Source organism: Streptomyces sp. NPDC057010, from assembly GCF_042673805.1.
Taxonomy (GTDB): Bacteria; Actinomycetota; Actinomycetes; order Streptomycetales; family Streptomycetaceae; genus Streptomyces.
The window spans coordinates 1-18975 of the sequence record NZ_JBHUSC010000003.1 but is presented as its reverse complement, the minus strand read 5'-3'; the positions used below and the strand labels follow the sequence as shown (position 1 = coordinate 18975).

Genomic DNA, 18975 nt, shown 5'->3' with positions numbered 1-18975 from the left:
CGGGCACATCCAGCCCCTCCGGCGTTTGAGGAGCGGGGTGCGGGGCGGAGCCCCGGGGGATTGAGCCGCACCCGGCCCCGCCGGGGAAGGGCGGGGCGGGGGACCGGCTCCGCGGAGCGTCAGGCGAGCTTCGCGCTCAGCGTGATCGTCGTGCCCGTCAGGGCCTGGCTCACCGGGCAGTTCTTCTTCGCGTCCTCCGCCGCCGCGACGAACCCGTCGTCGTCGAGCCCCGGCACCTCCCCCTCGGTGGTGAGGTGGATCCCGGTGATGCCCTGCCCCGGCACGAACGTGACCGCCGCCGACGTGGTCAGCTTCGCCGGCGGATTCCCCGCCTTCGCCAGGACGTTCGAGAGGGCCATGTTGAAGCAGCTGGAGTGCGCCGCGGCGATCAGCTCTTCCGGGCTGGTCCGCCCGTTCGCCTCTTCGTCGGTGCGTGCCGGCCAGGAGACCTGGTAGCTCCCGAGCCCGGACGAGTCGAGGGTGACCTCGCCCTTGCCCTTGAGCAGGTCGCCTTCCCAGACGGCGTGTGCGTTGCGCGTGGCAGCCATGGTGGATCCCTTCGCAGAAGTGGAAACGGCCGGGTCCCCGGAAGGGCCCGGCATTCCCAAACCTACTGGGACACCAGGGGTTTCGCGTCGCGCGCCAGCGCGGTGAGCCGCGATATGGCGCGGAAGTATTTCTTCTTGTAGCCGCCGTTCAGCATCTCGTCACTGAACAGCCGGTCGAACGGGACCCCGGAGGCCAGCACGGGTATCTCCCGGTCGTACAGCCGGTCGGCCAGGACCACCAGCCGCAGCGCCGTCGACTGGTCCGGGACCGGGCCGACGTCGGTCAGGCAGACCGCCGAGAGCCCGTCGGTCAGCGCGCCGTAGCGGCTCGGGTGGACCCGCGCCAGGTGTTCCAGCAGGCCGGGGAAGTCGTCGAGGCTCGCGCCGGGGGTCGCGTACGCGGCCTTGGCCACCTGCTCGTCCGAGAACGGGGCCGGGGCCTCCGGCAGGCCGCGGTGGCGGTAGTCCTGGCCGTCGATCCGCAGCGGCCGGAAGTGCGCCGACAGCCCCTGGATCTCCCGCAGGAAGTCGGCGGCGGCGAAGCGGCCCTCGCCGAGCTTGCCGGGCAGCGTGTTGGAGGTGGCGGCCAGCGCCACGCCCTGCTCGACGAGGCGGCTCAGCAGCGAGGACACCAGCACGGTGTCGCCCGGGTCGTCCAGCTCGAACTCGTCGATGCACAGGAGGCGGTGCCCGCCCAGGGTCTGCACGGTCTGCTGGAAGCCGAGGGCGCCGACCAGGTTCGTGAGCTCCACGAAGGTGCCGAAGGCCTTGAGCGCGGGCTCGGCCGGGGTGGCGTGCCACAGGGAGGCGAGGAGGTGGGTCTTGCCGACGCCGTAGCCGCCGTCGAGGTAGACGCCGCGCGGGGCCGCGGGGGCCGCCGGCTTCTTGGCGAACCAGCGCCGCTTGCCGGAGCCCGAGGCGTGCGCCCCGCCCAGGCCGGCCGCGAAGCCGCTGAGCGCGGTGACGGCCTCGGCCTGGCTCGGCTGGGCCGGGTCCGGGTCGTACGTGTCGAAGCGCACCGAGTCGAAACGCGGCGGCGGCACCATCTCGGCCACCAGCCGTTCGGCGGGCACCCGCGGCTCGCGGGCGCACAGGGCCTGCGGGCCCGCGTCGTCGGCTATCGGGGGCCGGCCGGAGGCCATCAGTGGTGTGGACACAGCTCTTAACTCTACGGGGCGTGGCACACTGCACCGATGCGACGACTGTTCCCTGTGACCGATCAGACATCAGCCTCGCCGCAGGACCCGGCCGACCGCGAGTGGTCGCTGGACGAGCTCGCGGAGGCCTACGCGTATCCCGCGCTCGGACCGGACGCGCACTGGCTGCGGGCGAACATGGTTTCGACTCTCGACGGGGCCGCCCAGCACGACGGCCGCTCGCAGCCGATCTCCGGCGAGACCGACATGCGGATCTTCGGCACCCTGCGGGCCCTGGCCGATGTGGTGGTCGTCGGCGCGGAAACGGTTCGCCAGGAGGGCTACCGTCCCGCCCGGGCCCGGGAGGCCTTCGCCGCCCGCCGCGCGGCCGCCGGTCAGGGCCCCGCCCCCGCCATCGCGGTGGTCACCGCCGGGCTGGACCTGGACTTCTCGCTGCCCCTGTTCACCTCCCCGCTCGTGCCGACCCTCGTCGTCACCGGGGCCGCCGCGCCCTCCGACCGGGTGGCGGAGGCCGTCAAGGCCGGGGCCGAGGTCGTGGTCGCGGGCGAGGGGGCCGGCGCCGACCCGGTCCGGGTCGTACGGGAGCTCGCGCAGCGGGGGCTGCGCCGCCAGCTCACCGAGGGCGGGCCCCGGCTGCTGGGCCAGTTCGTGGCCGCCGACGCCCTGGACGAGCTGTGCCTGACGATCTCGCCGATGCTCACGGCGGGTGACGCCCAGAGGATCTCCGGCGGCCCCTCTGTCACGGTTCCGCACCGGCTCGCGCCCGCCTGTGTACTGGAAGAGGCCGGGTTCCTGTTCACGAGCTACCGTCGGATCTGACAAGCCGCGGAATTTGTCGTTCCGCTTAGCTTCCACTGGGCACATATACCTCCGCAGGCCCCGTGCGAGAGCGGGGCAGGATGGTTTCCGCAGGGGCCGGCCACCCGGCCTCGGCCCATGAAGGAGAGGGCGTCCGTGTTCACGAGCGTATTGATGATCGAGCAGCCGCTGACCACGGTGGACGTGGACTTCGTCACCACCCTGCACGGAGACGACCAGGTCTCCTTCGTCGTCCTCATGCAACCCAGGGGCGACCAGGACCGACTGCTGCGCGCCATCGACGACGTAGCGCTCGGCGAGCTCCCCGAGGCCATCCACGAGGGCGACGAACCGGAGGGCGAGGCCGCCCGCGGCCCGGCCGCCCACGCCCTCGCGCACTCCCTGAACGCCCTGCGGCAGAAGGGCGCCCGGGCCGTCGGCCAGATCATCGAGGACCACCCCCTCGACAAACTGAAGGCCGTGGTGGACGAGACGAACGCCGACGAGGTGATCGTCCTGACCGCCCCGCACTTCGTCGAGGAGTTCTTCCACCGGGACTGGGCCTCCCGGGCCCGGCACAAGGTCGGCGTTCCGGTGCTCAAGCTCTTCGCCCACAACGAATAGGCTTGGGTCCTCAGAGCCCACCGCACTCGATCCTGGAGCGACCTGAATGAAGCCCGGCCTGCCGACCGCCATGGAACGGCCCCACTTCATCGGCATCGGCGGCGCCGGCATGTCCGGCATCGCGAAGATCCTCGCCCAGCGCGGCGCGCAGGTGGCCGGCAGCGATGCCCGAGGTGACTCCGAGACCGCCGAGGCGCTGCGCGCCAACGGGGCCACGGTCCACAGCGGACACGCCGCCGGCAACCTCGCCGACGACGCCACCTGCGTGGTCGTCTCCAGCGCCATCCGCGCGGACAACCCCGAGCTGGCGCGCGCCGCCGAGCTGGGCGTCCCCGTCGTCCACCGCTCGGACGCGCTCGCCGCGCTGATGGACGGGCTGCGCCCGATCGCCGTCGCCGGTACGCACGGCAAGACCACCACCACCTCCATGCTGGCGGTCTCCCTGTCGGCGCTGGGCCTGGACCCCTCGTACGCCATCGGCGGCGACCTGGACGCCCCCGGCTCCAACGCCCACCACGGCGAGGGCGACATCTTCGTGGCCGAGGCGGACGAGAGCGACCGCAGCTTCCACAAGTACGCGCCGCAGGTCGCGATCATCCTCAACGCGGAGCTCGACCACCACGCGAACTACGCGTCGATGGAGGAGATCTACGAGTCCTTCGAGACCTTCGTCGGCAAGATCGTCCCCGGCGGCACCCTGGTCGTCGCCCACGGCCAGGAGGGCGCGGCCGAGATCGCCCGCCGCGTCGCCGGCCGCCAGGGCCTGAACGTCGTCACGTACGGCGAGGAGCACGAGGCCGACGTCCGCATCACCAAGATCACCCCGCGCGGCCTGACCAGCGAGGTCACGGTCGTCCTGGGCGGCCGGATGCTGACCTTCACCGTCTCCGTCCCCGGCCGGCACTACGCGCACAACGCCGTCGCCGCCCTCGCCGCGGGCGTGGCCCTCGGCATCCCGGCGCACAACCTGGCCTCCGCCCTCGGCAAGTACACCGGCGTCAAGCGCCGCCTCCAGCTCAAGGGCGAGGCCGCCGGCGTCCAGGTCATCGACTCCTACGCGCACCACCCGACCGAGATGACCGCCGACCTGGAGGCCATCCGCGGCGCCGCCGGGGACTCCCGGATCCTGGTCGTCTTCCAGCCGCACCTCTTCTCCCGCACCCAGGAGCTCGGCAAGGAGATGGGCCAGGCCCTCGCCCTCGCCGACGCCTCGGTGGTCCTGGACATCTACCCGGCCCGCGAGGACCCGATCCCCGGCGTCACCAGCGAGATCATCATCGCCGCCGCCCGGGCCGCGGGCGCTGACGTCACCGCCGAGCACTCCAAGGAGGCCGTCGCCGACGTGATCGCGGGAATGGCCAAGCCCGGCGATCTCGTTCTCACCATGGGCGCGGGCGACGTCACGGACCTGGGACCCCAGATCCTCGCCCGGCTGTCGAACTGAGGGAACCGAGGGAGCGGGAACGTCATGGCGTACGAGGTCGAGAAGACGGACGAGCAGTGGCAGGCGGAGCTGACCCCGTCCGAGTACCAGGTGCTCCGCCTCGCGGGCACCGAGCCGGCCTTCCGCGGTGAGTACACGGACACCAAGACGGAGGGCGTCTACTCCTGCCGCGGCTGCGGGGCCGAACTCTTCCGCTCCACGGAGAAGTTCGACTCCCACTGCGGCTGGCCGTCGTTCTTCGACCCGAAGGACACCGACGCGGTCGAGCTGATCGCCGACACCTCGCACGGCATGGTCCGCACCGAGGTCCGCTGCGCGACGTGCGGCTCCCACCTGGGCCACGTCTTCGAGGGCGAGGGCTACCCCACGCCCACGGATCAGCGCTACTGCATCAACTCGATCTCCCTGCGCCTGACCCCGGACTCCGCCGAGGGCTGACCGGCGCGGGCGCCCTGGGCGACGGCGGGCCGAGAGGGGTTGAGCCCCGGACACCGGTGGTGTCCGGGGCTCTTCTGTGTTCGCGTGCCGGGCCGCGTTCCGTGCGGTGTCGGGGACGTCGCGGTTGGATTGCGATCCGGTCTCCGGGCTGGGACGTATCGCCGTCGATAGCACGATTCGGCCACGGAAGATACCTATCCGCTTCTTCGGTGTGGCTGGTTATGATCGGCACCCTCACATCCCGCCGCAGCCGCACAGGTTGTGCCCGTCCCCACCCCAGGACGGTGCCAGGACCGGCTGTTGGGCCGCACCCGGTGCGCCCGCCCGACCGTTTCCCGTTTGTCCCCCGCTCCCGAGGAACGATGTCCCCCATAGAACCCGAAGGCGCACCAGGGCAGTCGACGCCCCGTCGGCGGCGTACCGTACGCCTGCGTACGCTGCTCATCCTGCTGGCGGTGATCCCCATCGTGGTGATGGGCACCCAGGTGACCGTGACCGCCGGGCGACTGCTGACGCAGTCGGATCGGCTGCGGGCCGATGTCGAGGCCGCGGAGCGGCTCGGCGCGCCGCTGTACACGCTCATGGTCGACCTGCAGGCCGAGCGGACGGTGACCGCCGCGCACTGGGCGGGCACGGCCGGGGCCGAACAGGAGCTGCGGGACCGGCGGGAGGCCACGGACCGGGCCGCGGCCGAATTCCGCGGGCTGGTGTCCGGTTCGGCGGCCCCCTTCAAGGAAGTGAACCAGCGGCTCGACGGCCTGGCCGCCTACCGCCAGCGCGCGGACGCCCGCAGCGGCGGCGCCGATGCCACGCTCGCCTCGTACAACGGCGCGATCGGCGCGATCATCCAGGTGTACCAGCAGGAATTCAGCCACGCGCAGGACGCCGACCTGGCCGAGGAGAGCCGGCCCGTGGTGCCCATGCTCTCGGCCACCGAGATGGTGGCGCGCGAGGACTCGATCCTGGCGCTGGCCGGGCCGTCCCGGGAGCTGAGCTCCTCCGCCTTCGACCAGTTCATCGGCGCCATGGGGGCCCAGCGGTACCTGTACGAGGCATGGATCTCGCCGTACCTCTCCGAGCGGGACCGGCGGTTCTACGAGCGGATCCTCGCCTCCCCGGACTGGAAGACGAAGACCCGTATCGAGAACGCGGTGGTCGCCGACCACAAGGACGTCGAATCCGGGGTCAAGCTGCCCGCCGAGGTCGGCGGCTGGCGGTCCGCGCACGAGAACTTCTCGGTGCAGATGGCCTCGCTCAACGTCGACCGGGCGCGGCAGGTGCTCACGCGCGGCGAGGCCAAGGCAGCGGAGCTGCAGACCGAGGTCGCCTGGCTGATCGGCGGGAGCGGCGGCGGGCTGCTGGTCGTCGTGCTCGTGGTCGTCCTCACCACGCGGTCGGTGCTCCGCCGCCTGCACGTCCTGCACGAGCGCACGGTGACCGTCGCCGAGGAGACCCTCCCCGACGTCGTCGCCCGGCTCCAGCGCGGCCAGACGGTCGACGACGCGGCGCTGCCGGCGGTGCGCGGCGACCGGGACGAGGTCGGGCGCGTCAGCGACGCGTTCGCCCGGGCCGTCGCCGTGTCCGTCGACGGTCACCGGCAGCTCGCGGCCGAGCGGCACGGCTTCGGCCTGTTCGCCGCGGGCATCGCCTCGCGCACCGGGAACCTGGTCAGCCGCCAGCTGAGCCTCACCGAGGACCTCCAGGACACCTTCGGTCACGACGAGGCGCTGCTCGCCCAGTTGATGCGGGCCGACCAGCTGACGGTGGGCATGCGGCGCCAGATCGAGAACCTCCTCATCCTGGCGGGCGGCGAGGTCCCCGACCCGCACACCGAGCCCATGCGCGTCGCCGACCTGCTCCGCGAGGCCGCCGCGGAGGTCGAGGACTTCCGCCGCATCGAGCGCCAGGCCCTGGACGAGACCAGCGTCGAACCGCACGCGATCAGCCAGATCAGCCACCTGCTCGCGGAGCTGCTGGACAACGCCACCCGGTTCTCCCCGCCGCGCTCGAAGGTGGTCATCCGCGCCGAACTGGTGGCGGACGGGCTGTCGGTCGAGATCGAGGACCGCGGGCCCCGCGTGAGCCCCGAGCGGTACGAGGAGATGAACAGGCGTCTGCACGAGGCCCCGCCGTACTCCGTCCTGGCACAGAACGCGCACCGGCTGGGCCTGTTCGTGGTCGGTCACCTCGCCGACCAGCTCCGGGCGACGGTCACGCTCCGCCGCTCGGTGTACGGAGGGACCTCCGCGGTGGTGATCCTTCCCGGGGAGCTGCTGGGGGCGACCGAGGGCGGCGCACTGCGCGAACCCGCGCGGCAGGAACCGGCAGAGGCACCGGCTGTCCAGGAACCGGCCCCGGCCCCGGCCGCCCCGGCACCGCGCCTCGCGGAGGAACGCAAGCCGGAGCTGGTCCTGCACACGGCCGCCGGACTGCCGACCCGCGCCACGAAGGCACCCGCGGGCGCCCCCGCACCCGCACCCGCGCCCGGACCGGCACCCGCACCCGCGCCCGCGCCCGCGCCGGCGGTCGGACCCACGAGGCCGGCCCTCCCCGAGCGCGTCCCGCAGACCCACATCGCCGAGCAGCTGCGCGCGCCCCGCGCACCGGAAACCGTCGTCCCGCAGGACACCGCGACACCCGAAGAGGTGGCCGACGCCTGGGCGGACTACGAACAGGGCACCCAGACAGTGGAAGAAGAGCTCCGACGGGATCAGCCATGACCACCTCATCGACCGACATGATCTACAGCGTCCTCGACAACAACCTGAGCAGGATCGCGGGCATCCAGGGAGCCGTGCTCCTGTCCAACGACGGCATCAAGCTGAGCGCCTACCTGCTGGACGAGCCCCAGGCCGAGCGCATGGCGGCCGCGGCCTCCGGCATCGCGGCCACGATGAAGGCGATATCCCGGGAGGTCGAAGGCGGCCGTGTCATCCGCCAGCTGGTGGAGATGGACGACCGCTACCTCTGCATCGTCGGGTGCGGGGAGGGCAGCACCCTCATCGTGGTGACCTCCCGCAAGGCGAGGCTCGGGGAGCTGGGCGGCGAGGCCGTACGGACCGCCCAGGCGCTCGGCGAGTGGCTGGGCACGCCCGAGCGCACCCAGGCCCCGACCCCGTAATGCCGCAGGACGAGCCACAGCCCGCACGCCGCCGCCGGACGCGGCTGTACGCCCTGACCGACGGCCGTACAGCCGCACCGCACACCGTCCTCACCATGGACACCACGATCACGGCGGCGGTCGCCGAGGACGCCTGGGGCGGTCTCCCCACCGAGTGGCAGGACATCCTCGCCATGTGCGCGGAGCCGGGAGGCCTGGCGGTCGCCGAGATCGCGGCGCGGATGCACATCCGGCTCACCCCGATGGCGCTGCTCCTCGGCGAACTGGCCGACCGCGGGCTGATCCACCACAGGCCGCCCCTGGAGGGCGCCGAGATCACCAACGTCCACCTGCTCATGAGAATCAGGGACAACCTTGCCCGGATATGACACCCCCGCCACCCAGGAAACGGCTCCGGTCAAGATCCTCATCGCCGGTGGGTTCGGGGTCGGGAAGACGACCCTGGTGGAGACGATCTCCGAGATCGAGCCGCTGCGCACGGAGGAGCGGCTGACGGCCGCGGGCGTCGGCGTCGACGACCTCGACGGCATCGAGTCCAAGGCGGTCACCACCGTGGCGATGGACTTCGGCCGGATCACCCTCACCGACGCCGGAGTCGTCCTCTACCTGTTCGGGACGCCGGGCCAGGAGCGCTTCTGGTTCATGTGGGACGACCTGCTGAGCGGGGCGCTCGGGGCGATCGTGCTGGTCGACACGCGGCGCCTGGACAGGAGCTTCCCGGCCGTCGACTTCTTCGAGAGCCGCGGGCTGCCCTTCGTGGTCGGCGCGAACTGCTTCCACGGCGAACAGCCTTACACCGCCGAGGAGATCGGGGCGGCCCTGCACCTGCGCGACCCCGCCACTCCCGTCCTCATGCTCGACGCCCGCTCCCGTACGGACGTCCGCGCGTCCCTCCTCGCGCTGCTCGACCTGCTCATCGCCGACGCGGGGGCCGCGGCGGCCGTCTGAACCGGCCGGGGCGACGGCTACCCCCGGCCAGGGCCCCGACCGGGACGGCGGTCAGGAGCGCCGCCTGGGCGAACCCGGCGACGCGGCCCTGGAGGTGGTCCGGGGCGATCAGCTGCCGGGTGGTCGTCATGGAGATCGCCCAGACGGTTGCCGCGACGCCGAAGACGAACTGGTAGGCGAGCAGGGCCGGGAAGGCGTAGGCGGCGTTGCCGGCCGGCAGGGCGGGGGCGGCCCCGGCGAGGCGCGCGTCCCGCAGGGGAGTTCCTCAGCCGCGGAGCGAGCCGAGGTGGTCCTCCAGGGTCCGGCGCGGGGTCCAGCCGCGGGCGCGGGACCGGGTCAGGTCCAGGACCACCGGGTGGGCCAGCTGGTCCACCGCGTAGCGGCTGAGGGCCGGTTCGGCGGTGGGCAGGGACTCCGCGATGCGGGCCGCCGCGCGGGCCAGCGGCAGCGGGAGGTGACGGATCCGGGCGCGGACTCCGTGGGCGCGCAGCACGGCGCCGACCGCCGCGTCGCGGGAGTACGGTTCGGCGTCGGCCACGTTGTAGGCGCCCGCCGGCCAGGAGGCCGCCGCCAGGCAGGCGTCGGCGAGGTTCTCCACCGCCGTCAGGCTGAGCCGCACGTCCGCACCCGGCAGCAGCAGGGTCCCGGCCCGCACCCGGGACAGGAGCCGGGGGAGCAGCTGGGTGTCCCCGGGACCGTAGACGGCCCGGGGCCGCAGCACCACCGCGCCGGCGGCCAGCGCCAGGGCCTCGCCCGCCGCCTTCGTCCGCCCGTAGGCGTTGAGGTGGCGCCCGCGCGGATGGTCCTCGCGGACCAGGCTGCGGTCCAGGTGCGGGTCGTAGACGCTGGCGCTGCTCACCCACACCACCGGCCGGCCGCCCGCCGCCCGCAGGAGGCGCCGCGTGCCGCCGACGTTCACCGCGTGCATCAGCGACTCGGCTGCCGAACCGGGGGCTGGATCGCCGACCGCAGCCGCGCAGTGCACCACCAGGTCCGTCCCCGAGAGGTCCGGCCCGCCGAGCGCGGCGTCCCAGAAGCGGTGTTCGCCCAGCGGGCCGGGCCGCCGGCCCACGCACACCACCCGCGCCCCGGCCGCTGCGGCCGCCCGGGCCACGTGCCCGCCGCAGAAGCCGCTCGCCCCGGTCACCGCGATACGCAGGCTCATGCGCGGGCCTCCACCGTCAGGGCCCGCCAGCCGGGCAGGGCCGCCCGCCGGTCCACCCGGGCCCGCGTCACGACCGGCCGGTACGGGGCCAGCGCCGCCAGTACGTCGGTCAGCTGGGCGCGCGCCAGCCGGGCCCCGGGGCACACGTGCGGCCCGGCGCCGAACACCAGCCGGGCGGTGCCCGCCCCGGCCGGCCGGCGGGCGTCCGGGTCCCGCCGGTGCGCCTCGGCCGCATGCCGGGCGACCAGCAGCAGCCGGTCGCCGCCGCGCACCGGGCAGCCGCCGACGGACCCTTCCGCGGCCGCCACCCGGGGCAGCAGCGGCGAGGCCGCGGTGACCCGCAGCAGCTCGTCGGCGAGCGCCGGGCGCAGCGCCGGGTCGGCGGCCTGCTCCCACAGCCCGGCGTCCGCGCACCAGGCCACGGCCCGGGGCAGCGCGGCGACCGTGGTGTTGACGGCGGCCACCGCCACCATGGCGGCCAGCGCCCCGTCCGCAGGCGTCAGCAACCGCTGGAGCCGGTCCGCGGCCCGGGCCGCGGCCGCCTCCGCGCGGGGGCGGCGCGGCCCCGGCAGGTGGCTGCGTACGGAAGCGGCCGCGGCCTCGGCGGCGGCCGCCGCGAGGACCCGCGGATCGGCGTCCGCGTCCAGCAGCGCGCAGACCACCGCCCCGGCGAGCTCCCGGGCGAGCCCGACGAGGTCCACCCCACGGCCGTGCGCGAGCGGCGCGAGGCGGCGTACGAGCAGCGGCTGCCAGACCGGCCGCAGCCGCTCGACCCCGGCCGAGCCCAGCTGCCCGGCGAGGTCCCGCCGGTCGGCCCGGTGCCCGCTGCCCTCCTGGTCGAACAGCACGCCCCCGCCGCCGCCCGCCAGCGCGGTCCGCGCCGCGCCGCCCGTCGTACCGGCCGCCGTACGGTCCAGCGGCAGCCGGGTCAGCGCCTCCCGGTAGGCCTCCGTGTCGTGCACGAGGAGGGTCCGCCCGAGCCGCCGTACGGGCCGCCCGCGGGTGGCGGCGAGGAGCCCGAACAGCACGGGATGGCTGCGCAGGTAGACGCGGCGGTCACGCCGCCGGGCCCGCGCGTGGGACGGGGTGCTCATGGGGTGCGTACCTCCTGCTGTGCGGCCCCGCCGGCGACGGGGGTCATGCCGTGTGGCTCAGGCGCCGCGCCGCCAGGGCCGAGGTGGCCGCCCGGTCCGGTTTGCGGGAGCGGCCCGACAAGGGGATCCGGGCGAAAAGGAGGGTGTCGGGGCGGGCCGTGCCCATGCGGCCCAGCGGGCCCGCCAGGGCGGTGCGCAGGGCGGCTTCGGCCGCGCCGCGCCGGGGCTGGACCACGGCCACGAGCCGTTCGTCGCCGTCGCCCGCCGGCACGCCGACCAGGACGGCCAGCTCCACCCCCGGGACGTGGAGGGCCGGTTCGTACAGGCCCGGGTAGATGTTCTCGGCCCGCCGCAGCACCATGTCCTTGACCCTGCCTTCGAGGACGATCCGGCCGGCCCCGTCCAGCCGCGCCCGGTCGCCCGTACGGACCCACGCGTCGGGCTCCTCGCCGAGGTAGCGGTCCCGGGCCGCGGCCCCGGCCAGGAGTAGCTGCCCGTCCGCGTCGGGCTTGGCGACGACCCCGGGCAGCGGGGCGCCGACCAGGTCGCCCGGTCCCTCGAAGGCCGACTTCTCCCGGGCCTCGACCGCGGCGGCGGGGAACAGCTCGGTCAGCGCGTACACCCCCCACGCCTCTGCCGCGCCCGCGCCCCGCACCCGCTCCAGCAGCTCCGCGCTCGCGGGGGCCGAACCCGTCCACACCCGCCCGTGGAACCTGGCCCCTGCGGCCAGGGCGTCGCGCAGCTGCGGCGGGGTCAGATAGGTGTCCTGCGGCCGCAGCCGGTCCAACTGCCGTGCCAATACCTTCGGTTCGCGGGCCGGCAGGGCGACGGGCGCGCCGCGCGTGAGCGCGGGGACCAGGACGAAGAAGGTGCCGCCGAGCACCGGTTCCTCCCCGCGGGCGTCGAAGAGCGAGGCGACGGTGGCCATGCCGGCGGCCAGGCCGGACCGGCTGTGGACCACGGCCCGGGGCCGGGAGGTGGTCCCCGAGGTGAACACGATCACCGCGTCCCCGTCGTGGTCCCCGTGCACCGGAACGCCCGTACGCGGCGCGGCCGGATCCAGCGCGGGCGCGCAGCCGGGCAGCCGCCGCCCGACCGTGGCCACCGGCCCCAGCTCGGCCAGGTCCGGCAGCGCGAGGTGCGCCCGCCGGGCCAGCGGCCGGGCCCAGCCCGCCACCGCCTGCGCGGCAGCGTCGGCCAGCACCAGTGAGGGCCGGGCCAGCGCCAGCCGCGCCCGCAGTACGTCGGGCCCCGCGCCCGGGTCGAGCACGGCCCCGCGCAGCCCGAGCCGCCACAGCGCGAGCAGCACGGCCAGGGCCCGCGGCCCGGGGCGCACGGCGACGCCGACGGTGTCCCCGGCGCGCAGGCCGCGCGCGTGCAGCGCGGCCGCGAACGCGTCGGACAGCCCGGCGAGTTCGCCGCGGGTGGCACGGATCCGCGGCGCCCCGGTCCGGGTGGCGGTGAGCACGGCGGGCCGCTCGGGGCGGCTGCGCAGCGCGTGGTCGAGGCGGTCCAGCATCAGCGGGGATCCGTTCCGTGCGTGCCGCTGCCCTGGTCGAGGTACCAGCGGGCGGTGCCGGCGAGCCCGTAGGCGCGTAGGCGCCGCGTGGAGTTCTCCACGACCATGTCCCGGCGGTGGGTGATCCGGTCGGTGTGGCGGCGGACGGCGTTGAGGAAGAGCCGGTCGGTCGGCGAGGGGCGCCGGGGCATGCCGCCCACGGCCAGGTACAGCTCGGCCGTGATGGCCATGTTGTTGCCGGCGTGCATGCGGTAGGGGGCCCGGAAGCCCTTGCGGCGGGCATGCCCGGGCCGCAGCCGCCCGAAGAGAGCGGCGAGCGCCACGAGCAGGGCGAAGCCGGCCCGGCCGAGCGGCCCGTGCTCGTCGCGCCGGGCCGTGACCCGCCCGCACACCAGCCCGGGGCGTTCGGTGAGCGCGGTGCGGGCCGCGCGGGTCCAGCCGGGCCGGGGCAGGCAGTCGGCGTCCGTACGGGCGAGCAGGGCCGCGCCGCGGCCGATCGCGTACCGGAAGCCGGTGTCCACCGCCGAGCCGACCCCCTTCTCCGGCTCCTCGATCACCTCCACCGGGAACGGCGCGCCCGCCGCGAACTCCCGGGCGATGGCGCCGGTGCGGTCGGCGGAGGCGTTGTCGACGACCAGCAGGGTGAAGTCCCGGTCCCGCTGCGCGGCCAGCGCCCGCAGGGTCTGCGCGAGGCGGGCCTCCTCCTCGTGCGCGGGCACCACGACCCACATCCGCCGCGCTCCGCTCACGACTTCTCCCAGACCATCGTCATGATGCTGATCCCGCCGCCCAGGCCCACGAACAACACCCGTTCCCCGGAGCCCAGTCCACCGAAGATCCGGTCCAGCTGGATCCCGATGCTCGCGCTCGCGACGTTGCCGAGCTCGGGCACGGTCACCACCAGCTTCCCCGCCGGCACCCCGGTCAGCTCCGCGAACCGTTCCACGTACGGCACGGTCACCTGGTGCACGAGCACCTTGGCGAAGCCGTCCCACTCCATGCCCGTGCGGTGCAGCGTCCGGTCGATGACGGCCGTGCCCACCTTCTCGAAGACGCCCCGCAGTTCGTGCCCGTCCCCGCGGAAGTAGGTGTGCTCGTCCCCGCGCGGGTGGCGCGAACCGCCACCCGGGATGCCCCCCACCTCCCAGTGCTCGGAGTGGGTCTCGCTGTCCACGTCGAGGATCCCGCCCCGCTCCACCGCCTCCACGACCACGGCCGCCCCGGCGTCACCGAAGGTGTAGCCGGCGAAGCCGTCGCGGAACTGCGCCAGGTCGGCGGGGGAGTGCCGTACGGCCCGGCTCGGGGTCTCCCCGGTGACCACCAGGGCCCGCCGCGCCCGACCCGACAGGACCATCGACCGGACGAGGTCGATCCCGTTCACGAAGCTGTTGCAGGCGTTGGTCACGTCCAGGGCGTGGGCCCGCGAGCCCAGTGCGTCCTGCACGATGTGCGCGGTGGCGGGCTCGACGAGGTCGCGGGAGGCGGAGGCGAAGAGCAGCAGGTCGATGTCGAGCGGGTCGAGCCCCGCCGCGTCCAGCGCCCGCCGGGCGGCGCCCACCGCGAGCGTGGAGGCGTACACCCCCTCGCCCGCGACCCGGCGGGTGACGATCCCGGTGGCCTGCCTCAGCAGGGTCGGCGGCAGCGTGAGGCCGCTGCGGCGGGCCACCTCCCGCATGAGGTCGTCCGAGGACAGGACCTCCTCGGGCAACAGGGTGCCGACGGCGGTTATCCCGGCGCGCGGCCGGCGGTCACTTGGCTGGAAGGGCATGCCCACACGATGACAAGCCGTCATCTCCCGGTCCTGAGTACGGATGCTCAGATCGGTCCGGCGGCCGGATGAGTACCCCCCGTCACCAGCACCTACGTGAAGTGGAGTGGTTCCGGGGGCTGTTGCGCGCAGGGTGGTTCCCCTACCGTCTTCGCCAGACGCGCGGGCCGGCGGCGAGCGACCTTCCGTTCTCCGGCTGTACGGCCAGGTGTCAGACAAGGATCTCCGTCCGGTCCCCCTGGGCCGCTGTCCTTGGGGCGCCCCTCGACTCCCCCCTCACCCGCAGAGGTCGTCACGCCATGGCAGAACTCAACCGCCGCAGGTTCCTCCAGATCGCCGGTGGCACCGCCGCCGCCGCGATGCTCAACGAGAGCATCGCGCGCGCCGCCGCCATCCCGGCGCAGGGCAGCACCGGGACGATCCAGGACATCGAGCACATCGTCGTCCTGATGCAGGAGAACCGTTCCTTCGACCAGTACTTCGGTGCGATGAAGGGCGTCCGCGGCTTCGGCGACCCCCGCCCGGTCCTCCAGGACAACGGCAAGTCCGTCTTCTACCAGTCCAACGGGACCAAGGACATCCTCCCCTTCAACCCGCAGGTCAACGACCTCGGCATGCAGTTCGTGGAGGGCCTGAACCACGACTGGGCCGGCGGCCACCAGGCGTACAACAACGGTAAGTACGACAAGTGGGTCCCGGCCAAGACGGCCACGACCATGTCCTACATGACCCGGAACGACATCCCGTTCCACTACGCCCTCGCCGACGCCTTCACCGTCTGCGACGCCTACCACTGCTCCTTCATCGGCGCCACCGACCCCAACCGCTACTACATGTGGACGGGCCACACGGGTAACGACGGCACGGGCGGCGGCCCGGTCCTCGGCAACCAGGAGGCCGGGTACGGCTGGAAGACCTACCCCGAGCGCCTGGAGTCCGCCGGGGTCTCCTGGAAGATCTACCAGGACATCGGCGACGGCCTGAACGCGGCCGGCTCCTGGGGCTGGATCACCGACGCCTTCCGCGGGAACTACGGCGACAACTCGCTGCTGTACTTCAACAGCTACCGCAACGCCCAGCCCGGCAGCGCCCTGTACGAGAAGGCCCGGACCGGCACAAACGTCAAGGCGGGCGACGGCTACTTCGACCGGCTGCGCGCCGACGTGACGGCCGGCACCCTGCCCCAGGTCTCCTGGATCGCCGCCCCCGAGGCCTTCAGCGAGCACCCGAACTGGCCGGTCAACTTCGGCGCCTGGTACATCTCGCAGGTCCTCGACGCGCTCACCTCGAACCCCGCGGTCTGGGCGAAGACGGCCCTGTTCATCACCTACGACGAGAACGACGGCTTCTTCGACCACGTGGTCCCGCCGTACCCGCCGGCCTCCTCGGCGTGGGGCCTGTCCACGGCCGACGTGTCGAAGGACCTGTACGCCGGGGGCGGCGGCTACGCGGCCGGCCCGTACGGTCTCGGCCCGCGCGTCCCGATGATCGTGGTCTCCCCGTGGAGCAAGGGCGGCTACGTCTGCTCCGAGACCTTCGACCACACCTCGGTGATCCGCTTCATGGAGAAGCGGTTCGGGGTGCAGGAGCCCAACATCTCGCCGTGGCGCCGGGCCGTCTGCGGCGACCTGACCTCGGCCTTCGACTTCAGCCAGGCCGACGCGACCCCCGCGGCCCTGCCCTCCACGGCGGGCTACATCCCGCCGGACCACAACACCCACCCGTCCTACCACCCGGTCCCGCCGGCCACGGGCACCCTGCCGAAGCAGGAGGCCGGCGCCAAGCCCACCCGCGCGCTGGGCTACAGCCCGTACGTGGACGGCAAGGCCACCGTCAGCACGGGCAAGTTCACCCTGACCTTCTCCAGCGGCCCCTCCCTGGGCGCCCACTTCCACAGCACCTCGGGCAACCGCACGGACGGCCCCTGGCCCTACACGGTCGAGGCCGGCAAGACCCTCTCGGACACGTGGAGCACCAGCAGCTCCACCGGCAACCAGATCAACCTCACGGTGTGGGGCCCCAACGGATTCCTGCGCACCTGGAAGGGCCCGGCGAAGAAGGCCGGCCCCGAGGTCACGGCCCGCCACGTGGACGCCGCCGGCAACCTGGCCCTGACCCTGACCAACTCCGGCTCGGCCGCGGTCAACCTCACCGTCACCAACGCCTACGGCGGCGCGTCCCAGACCTTCAAGGTCCTCGCCGGCGGCACGGTCTCCCACACGGTGGACCTGCGCACCACGGGCCGCTGGTACGACGTCAAGGTGGTCTCCGACGCGGACACCACCTTCCTGCGCCGCTTCGCCGGCCACGTCGAGACGGGCGCCCCGGGCGTCTCCGACCCGGCGATCAAGACCGTCTGATCCGCCCCCGCCCGTGAAGTCGACGCCGCGTCGACTTCACGGGCGTGTGACGGCTGGTCCGGCGGGCAAGAGGTACGGCGTCGGTCTTCTCCACCCCGTCACCGAGGGAGAACGCATGGCCATCGCCCACCGCAGGATCGGCACCGGGCCCGTCCGCGTCATCGTGCTGCACGACTGGTTCGGCACCTGCGCCAACTGGGGCTCCGTGCTCGACTACCTGGACCCGCACGGGTTCTCGTACGCCTTCCTCGACTACCGCGGCTACGGCGACCGCCGGGACGTCCCCGGCCGCCACACCCTCCCCGAGATCGCCGACGACGTGCTCGAACTGGCCGACCAGCTCGGCTGGGACACCTTCTCCCTCCTCGGCCACTCCATGGGCGGCAAGGCGGCCCAGCAGGTCCTGGTCCGCGCACCCGAGCGCATCGAAAAGCTGATCGGGCTCACCCCGGTCCCGGCTGCGCCCTACGCGATGGACGACGCGACCCACGCCCTGTTCTACGGCGCCGCCGAGGACCCCGAGAAGCGCCGGACCATCCTCGACCTGGTCACCGGCCACCGCGCCAGCCGCCACTGGCTGGAGCGCATGGTCGCCCACTCCCTGGCCGTCTCCCGCCCCGAGGCCTTCGCCGGATACCTCGCGAGCTGGCAGCCGCTCGACCTGTCCTCCGCCGTGAAGGGCAACACCGTCCCGGTGCTCGTCCTCGTCGGCGAGTACGACCTCGCGCTCACCGCCGACGTCATGCGGGCGACCTGGCAGCTCTGGTACCCGAACTCCCGCATCCGCACCCTCCCGGGCGCGGGCCACTACCCGCCGCACGAGACCCCGGTGGCCTTCGTCACCGAGGTCGAGGCCTTCCTCGCCGGATAACGCCTGTAGGGGCACGAGGAGACCTCGTGCCCCTACAGGGCCAACAGGGTGAGTGACGGGACTTGAACCCGCGGCCACCTGGACCACAACCAGGTGCTCTACCAACTGAGCTACACCCACCACGAAGGGCGGCGGACCACCCGTTCGATGTGCATGCACAGCATAGCCGATCAGCGGGGTGGTCCTGCGACGCGTTATTCCGCTACGGCGGCGGCAGGGCGCGCGGCGGTGGCGTGGGTCACAGCGGCCGCGGCCAGGGCCCGGACGATCGGGTGCGGCTGCGTCCCGTCCCCGTGCAGCTCCGGCTGGAACAGCGTCGCCAGGAAGAAGGGGTGCCCGGGCAGCTCGACGATGCGCACCTGGCCGTCCTCGTCGTGCCCCGACAGCCGCAGGCCGTGCGCGGCGAGCGCGGGCAGGTGCCGGGGGGCGGGCCCGTAATTGCAGTGGTAGTGCTCCATGGACCGCTCCGCGCCGAGCGCGGACTCGGCGAGGGAACCGGGCTCGGCCCGTACGAGGCCCTGGTGCCCGACGAGCGAGCAGGCGAGCGGGGCGATCAGCAGGTCCGCCGCGCCGGGGTCGTTCTCGGCGTGCGCGGCGTCCGTCAGCCCGCAGACGGTGCGGGCGTACTCCAGCAGCGCGTGCTGGAAGCCGCCGCAGGTGCCGAGGAAGGGGATCCCCTCCTCCCGGGCCACCCGGATGGCGGCCAGCGCGCCGGCCTCACTGACGTAGGGGCTGCCGGGCAGCACCCACACGGCGTCGAACCGCCCCAGCGTCCCGGCGGAGGCCTCGGCGGCTGCGTCGCCGGTGGGAATCCAGTAGGCGTCGAGCACGAGCCCGTCGCGGGAGGCGAGGGCGTCGAAGAGGAGGGGGATCCGGGTGTGGGACTTCACGTGCGGGGAGCGGTCGCCGACTAGGGCGATGCGGGCTACTGCGGGTGCGGTGGTCATGGGGATCATCCTGCGGGGGCCATGCGGTTCAGCGCCAACGATTGTTCGCGCACGCACGATAAGCGTTGCTGATGACCGTGCCGGGGCTCCGCCCCGGACCCCGCGCCTCAAACGCCGGCGGGGCTGGATTTGGCCGGCCTGAGTCGGCAGGTGCGGCTCAAGGCCGGGGCTCC

General features: G+C 73.7%; 18 protein-coding genes and 1 tRNA gene. 10 read left to right on the top strand and 9 right to left on the bottom strand.

All coding sequences use genetic code 11. The features are described from left to right. Positions 1-119 precede the first annotated feature (119 nt). A complete protein-coding gene (locus tag ACFTXQ_RS04600) occupies positions 120-548 on the bottom strand; it encodes an OsmC family protein (RefSeq protein ID WP_382635823.1) in 429 nt (142 codons plus the stop codon). 62 nt (positions 549-610) lie between these two features. Further along, a complete protein-coding gene (gene zapE, locus ACFTXQ_RS04595) occupies positions 611-1690 on the bottom strand; it encodes a cell division protein ZapE (RefSeq protein ID WP_382636244.1) in 1080 nt (359 codons plus the stop codon). Between the two features lie 51 nt (positions 1691-1741). Here zapE and ACFTXQ_RS04590 point away from each other — a divergent pair, with 51 nt between their 5' ends. From ACFTXQ_RS04590 to ACFTXQ_RS04555, 8 genes are all read left to right on the top strand, one after another. Further along, complete coding sequence (locus ACFTXQ_RS04590; RefSeq protein ID WP_382635821.1) at positions 1742-2524, top strand: pyrimidine reductase family protein; 783 nt, start codon at positions 1742-1744, stop codon at positions 2522-2524. A gap of 135 nt (positions 2525-2659) precedes the next feature. Further along, positions 2660-3127, top strand: a complete 468-nt coding sequence (locus tag ACFTXQ_RS04585) for an indole-3-glycerol phosphate synthase (protein ID WP_382635819.1) — start codon at positions 2660-2662, stop codon at positions 3125-3127. A 46-nt stretch (positions 3128-3173) separates the two neighbouring features. Further along, complete coding sequence (gene murC / locus ACFTXQ_RS04580; RefSeq protein ID WP_382635817.1) at positions 3174-4571, top strand: UDP-N-acetylmuramate--L-alanine ligase; 1398 nt, start codon at positions 3174-3176, stop codon at positions 4569-4571. A gap of 24 nt (positions 4572-4595) precedes the next feature. Beyond that, entirely contained in the window at positions 4596-5009 is a 414-nt protein-coding gene (gene msrB / locus ACFTXQ_RS04575) for a peptide-methionine (R)-S-oxide reductase MsrB (RefSeq protein ID WP_382635815.1), read from the top strand. Between the two features lie 362 nt (positions 5010-5371). Continuing rightward, complete coding sequence (locus tag ACFTXQ_RS04570; protein WP_382635814.1) at positions 5372-7729, top strand: nitrate- and nitrite sensing domain-containing protein; 2358 nt, start codon at positions 5372-5374, stop codon at positions 7727-7729. Next, positions 7726-8130 (top strand): roadblock/LC7 domain-containing protein, encoded by a 405-nt coding sequence (locus tag ACFTXQ_RS04565; RefSeq protein WP_382635812.1) that lies wholly within the window; start codon positions 7726-7728, stop codon positions 8128-8130. Before ACFTXQ_RS04570 ends, ACFTXQ_RS04565 begins: the two co-directional genes overlap by 4 nt. After that, positions 8130-8498 carry a DUF742 domain-containing protein gene (locus ACFTXQ_RS04560; protein WP_382635810.1) on the top strand — a complete coding sequence of 123 codons (369 nt, stop codon included), beginning with the start codon at positions 8130-8132 and terminating at the stop codon, positions 8496-8498. The genes ACFTXQ_RS04565 and ACFTXQ_RS04560 overlap by 1 nt, the downstream gene beginning before the upstream one ends. After that, entirely contained in the window at positions 8485-9078 is a 594-nt protein-coding gene (locus ACFTXQ_RS04555) for an ATP/GTP-binding protein (protein ID WP_382635809.1), read from the top strand. Before ACFTXQ_RS04560 ends, ACFTXQ_RS04555 begins: the two co-directional genes overlap by 14 nt. Before the next feature lie 265 nt (positions 9079-9343). On the opposite strand, the gene ACFTXQ_RS04550 is transcribed toward ACFTXQ_RS04555, so the two are convergent. Genes ACFTXQ_RS04550 through ACFTXQ_RS04530 form a run of 5 tightly spaced genes read right to left on the bottom strand, consistent with a single transcriptional unit; the run spans position 9344 to position 14624 of the window. After that, entirely contained in the window at positions 9344-10243 is a 900-nt protein-coding gene (locus ACFTXQ_RS04550; RefSeq protein ID WP_382635807.1) for an NAD-dependent epimerase/dehydratase family protein, read from the bottom strand. Next, positions 10240-11337 (bottom strand): cytochrome P450, encoded by a 1098-nt coding sequence (locus ACFTXQ_RS04545; protein WP_382635805.1) that lies wholly within the window; start codon positions 11335-11337, stop codon positions 10240-10242. Before ACFTXQ_RS04545 ends, ACFTXQ_RS04550 begins: the two co-directional genes overlap by 4 nt. A 43-nt stretch (positions 11338-11380) precedes the next feature. Next, entirely contained in the window at positions 11381-12856 is a 1476-nt protein-coding gene (locus ACFTXQ_RS04540) for a class I adenylate-forming enzyme family protein (protein ID WP_382635804.1), read from the bottom strand. Continuing rightward, on the bottom strand, positions 12856-13605 hold the full coding sequence (locus tag ACFTXQ_RS04535) for a glycosyltransferase (protein ID WP_382635803.1): 750 nt from the start codon (positions 13603-13605) through the stop codon (positions 12856-12858). The genes ACFTXQ_RS04540 and ACFTXQ_RS04535 overlap by 1 nt, the downstream gene beginning before the upstream one ends. After that, on the bottom strand, positions 13602-14624 hold the full coding sequence (locus ACFTXQ_RS04530; protein ID WP_382635801.1) for a 3-oxoacyl-ACP synthase III family protein: 1023 nt from the start codon (positions 14622-14624) through the stop codon (positions 13602-13604). The genes ACFTXQ_RS04535 and ACFTXQ_RS04530 overlap by 4 nt, the downstream gene beginning before the upstream one ends. Before the next feature lie 299 nt (positions 14625-14923). Between ACFTXQ_RS04530 and ACFTXQ_RS04525 the strand changes: the two genes are divergently transcribed. Then, the gene (locus ACFTXQ_RS04525; RefSeq protein ID WP_382635800.1) at positions 14924-16984 is read left to right on the top strand and encodes a phosphocholine-specific phospholipase C; all 2061 of its coding nucleotides are present in this window, start codon (positions 14924-14926) and stop codon (positions 16982-16984) included. A 115-nt stretch (positions 16985-17099) separates the two neighbouring features. Next, a complete protein-coding gene (locus tag ACFTXQ_RS04520) occupies positions 17100-17855 on the top strand; it encodes an alpha/beta fold hydrolase (RefSeq protein ID WP_382635799.1) in 756 nt (251 codons plus the stop codon). A gap of 47 nt (positions 17856-17902) precedes the next feature. Here ACFTXQ_RS04520 and ACFTXQ_RS04515 read toward each other — a convergent pair. Beyond that, positions 17903-17975 (bottom strand) — tRNA-His (locus ACFTXQ_RS04515). A 74-nt stretch (positions 17976-18049) separates the two neighbouring features. Beyond that, positions 18050-18802 (bottom strand): hypothetical protein, encoded by a 753-nt coding sequence (locus ACFTXQ_RS04510; RefSeq protein WP_382635797.1) that lies wholly within the window; start codon positions 18800-18802, stop codon positions 18050-18052. Between the last annotated feature and the right edge of the window lie 173 nt (positions 18803-18975).

Bases quoted from the DNA above. Each gene is read 5' to 3' on its own strand.
- ACFTXQ_RS04600 (WP_382635823.1), bottom strand. From the start codon at position 548: ATGGCTGCCACGCGCAACGCACACGCCGTCTGGGAAGGCGACCTGCTC.
- zapE (WP_382636244.1), bottom strand. From the start codon at position 1,690: ATGGCCTCCGGCCGGCCCCCGATAGCCGACGACGCGGGCCCGCAGGCC.
- ACFTXQ_RS04590 (WP_382635821.1), top strand. From the start codon at position 1,742: ATGCGACGACTGTTCCCTGTGACCGATCAGACATCAGCCTCGCCGCAG.
- murC (WP_382635817.1), top strand. From the start codon at position 3,174: ATGAAGCCCGGCCTGCCGACCGCCATGGAACGGCCCCACTTCATCGGC.
- msrB (WP_382635815.1), top strand. From the start codon at position 4,596: ATGGCGTACGAGGTCGAGAAGACGGACGAGCAGTGGCAGGCGGAGCTG.
- ACFTXQ_RS04570 (WP_382635814.1), top strand. From the start codon at position 5,372: ATGTCCCCCATAGAACCCGAAGGCGCACCAGGGCAGTCGACGCCCCGT.
- ACFTXQ_RS04565 (WP_382635812.1), top strand. From the start codon at position 7,726: ATGACCACCTCATCGACCGACATGATCTACAGCGTCCTCGACAACAAC.
- ACFTXQ_RS04560 (WP_382635810.1), top strand. From the start codon at position 8,130: ATGCCGCAGGACGAGCCACAGCCCGCACGCCGCCGCCGGACGCGGCTG.
- ACFTXQ_RS04550 (WP_382635807.1), bottom strand. From the start codon at position 10,243: ATGAGCCTGCGTATCGCGGTGACCGGGGCGAGCGGCTTCTGCGGCGGG.
- ACFTXQ_RS04545 (WP_382635805.1), bottom strand. From the start codon at position 11,337: ATGAGCACCCCGTCCCACGCGCGGGCCCGGCGGCGTGACCGCCGCGTC.
- ACFTXQ_RS04540 (WP_382635804.1), bottom strand. From the start codon at position 12,856: ATGCTGGACCGCCTCGACCACGCGCTGCGCAGCCGCCCCGAGCGGCCC.
- ACFTXQ_RS04530 (WP_382635801.1), bottom strand. From the start codon at position 14,624: ATGCCCTTCCAGCCAAGTGACCGCCGGCCGCGCGCCGGGATAACCGCC.
- ACFTXQ_RS04525 (WP_382635800.1), top strand. From the start codon at position 14,924: ATGGCAGAACTCAACCGCCGCAGGTTCCTCCAGATCGCCGGTGGCACC.
- ACFTXQ_RS04520 (WP_382635799.1), top strand. From the start codon at position 17,100: ATGGCCATCGCCCACCGCAGGATCGGCACCGGGCCCGTCCGCGTCATC.
- ACFTXQ_RS04510 (WP_382635797.1), bottom strand. From the start codon at position 18,802: ATGACCACCGCACCCGCAGTAGCCCGCATCGCCCTAGTCGGCGACCGC.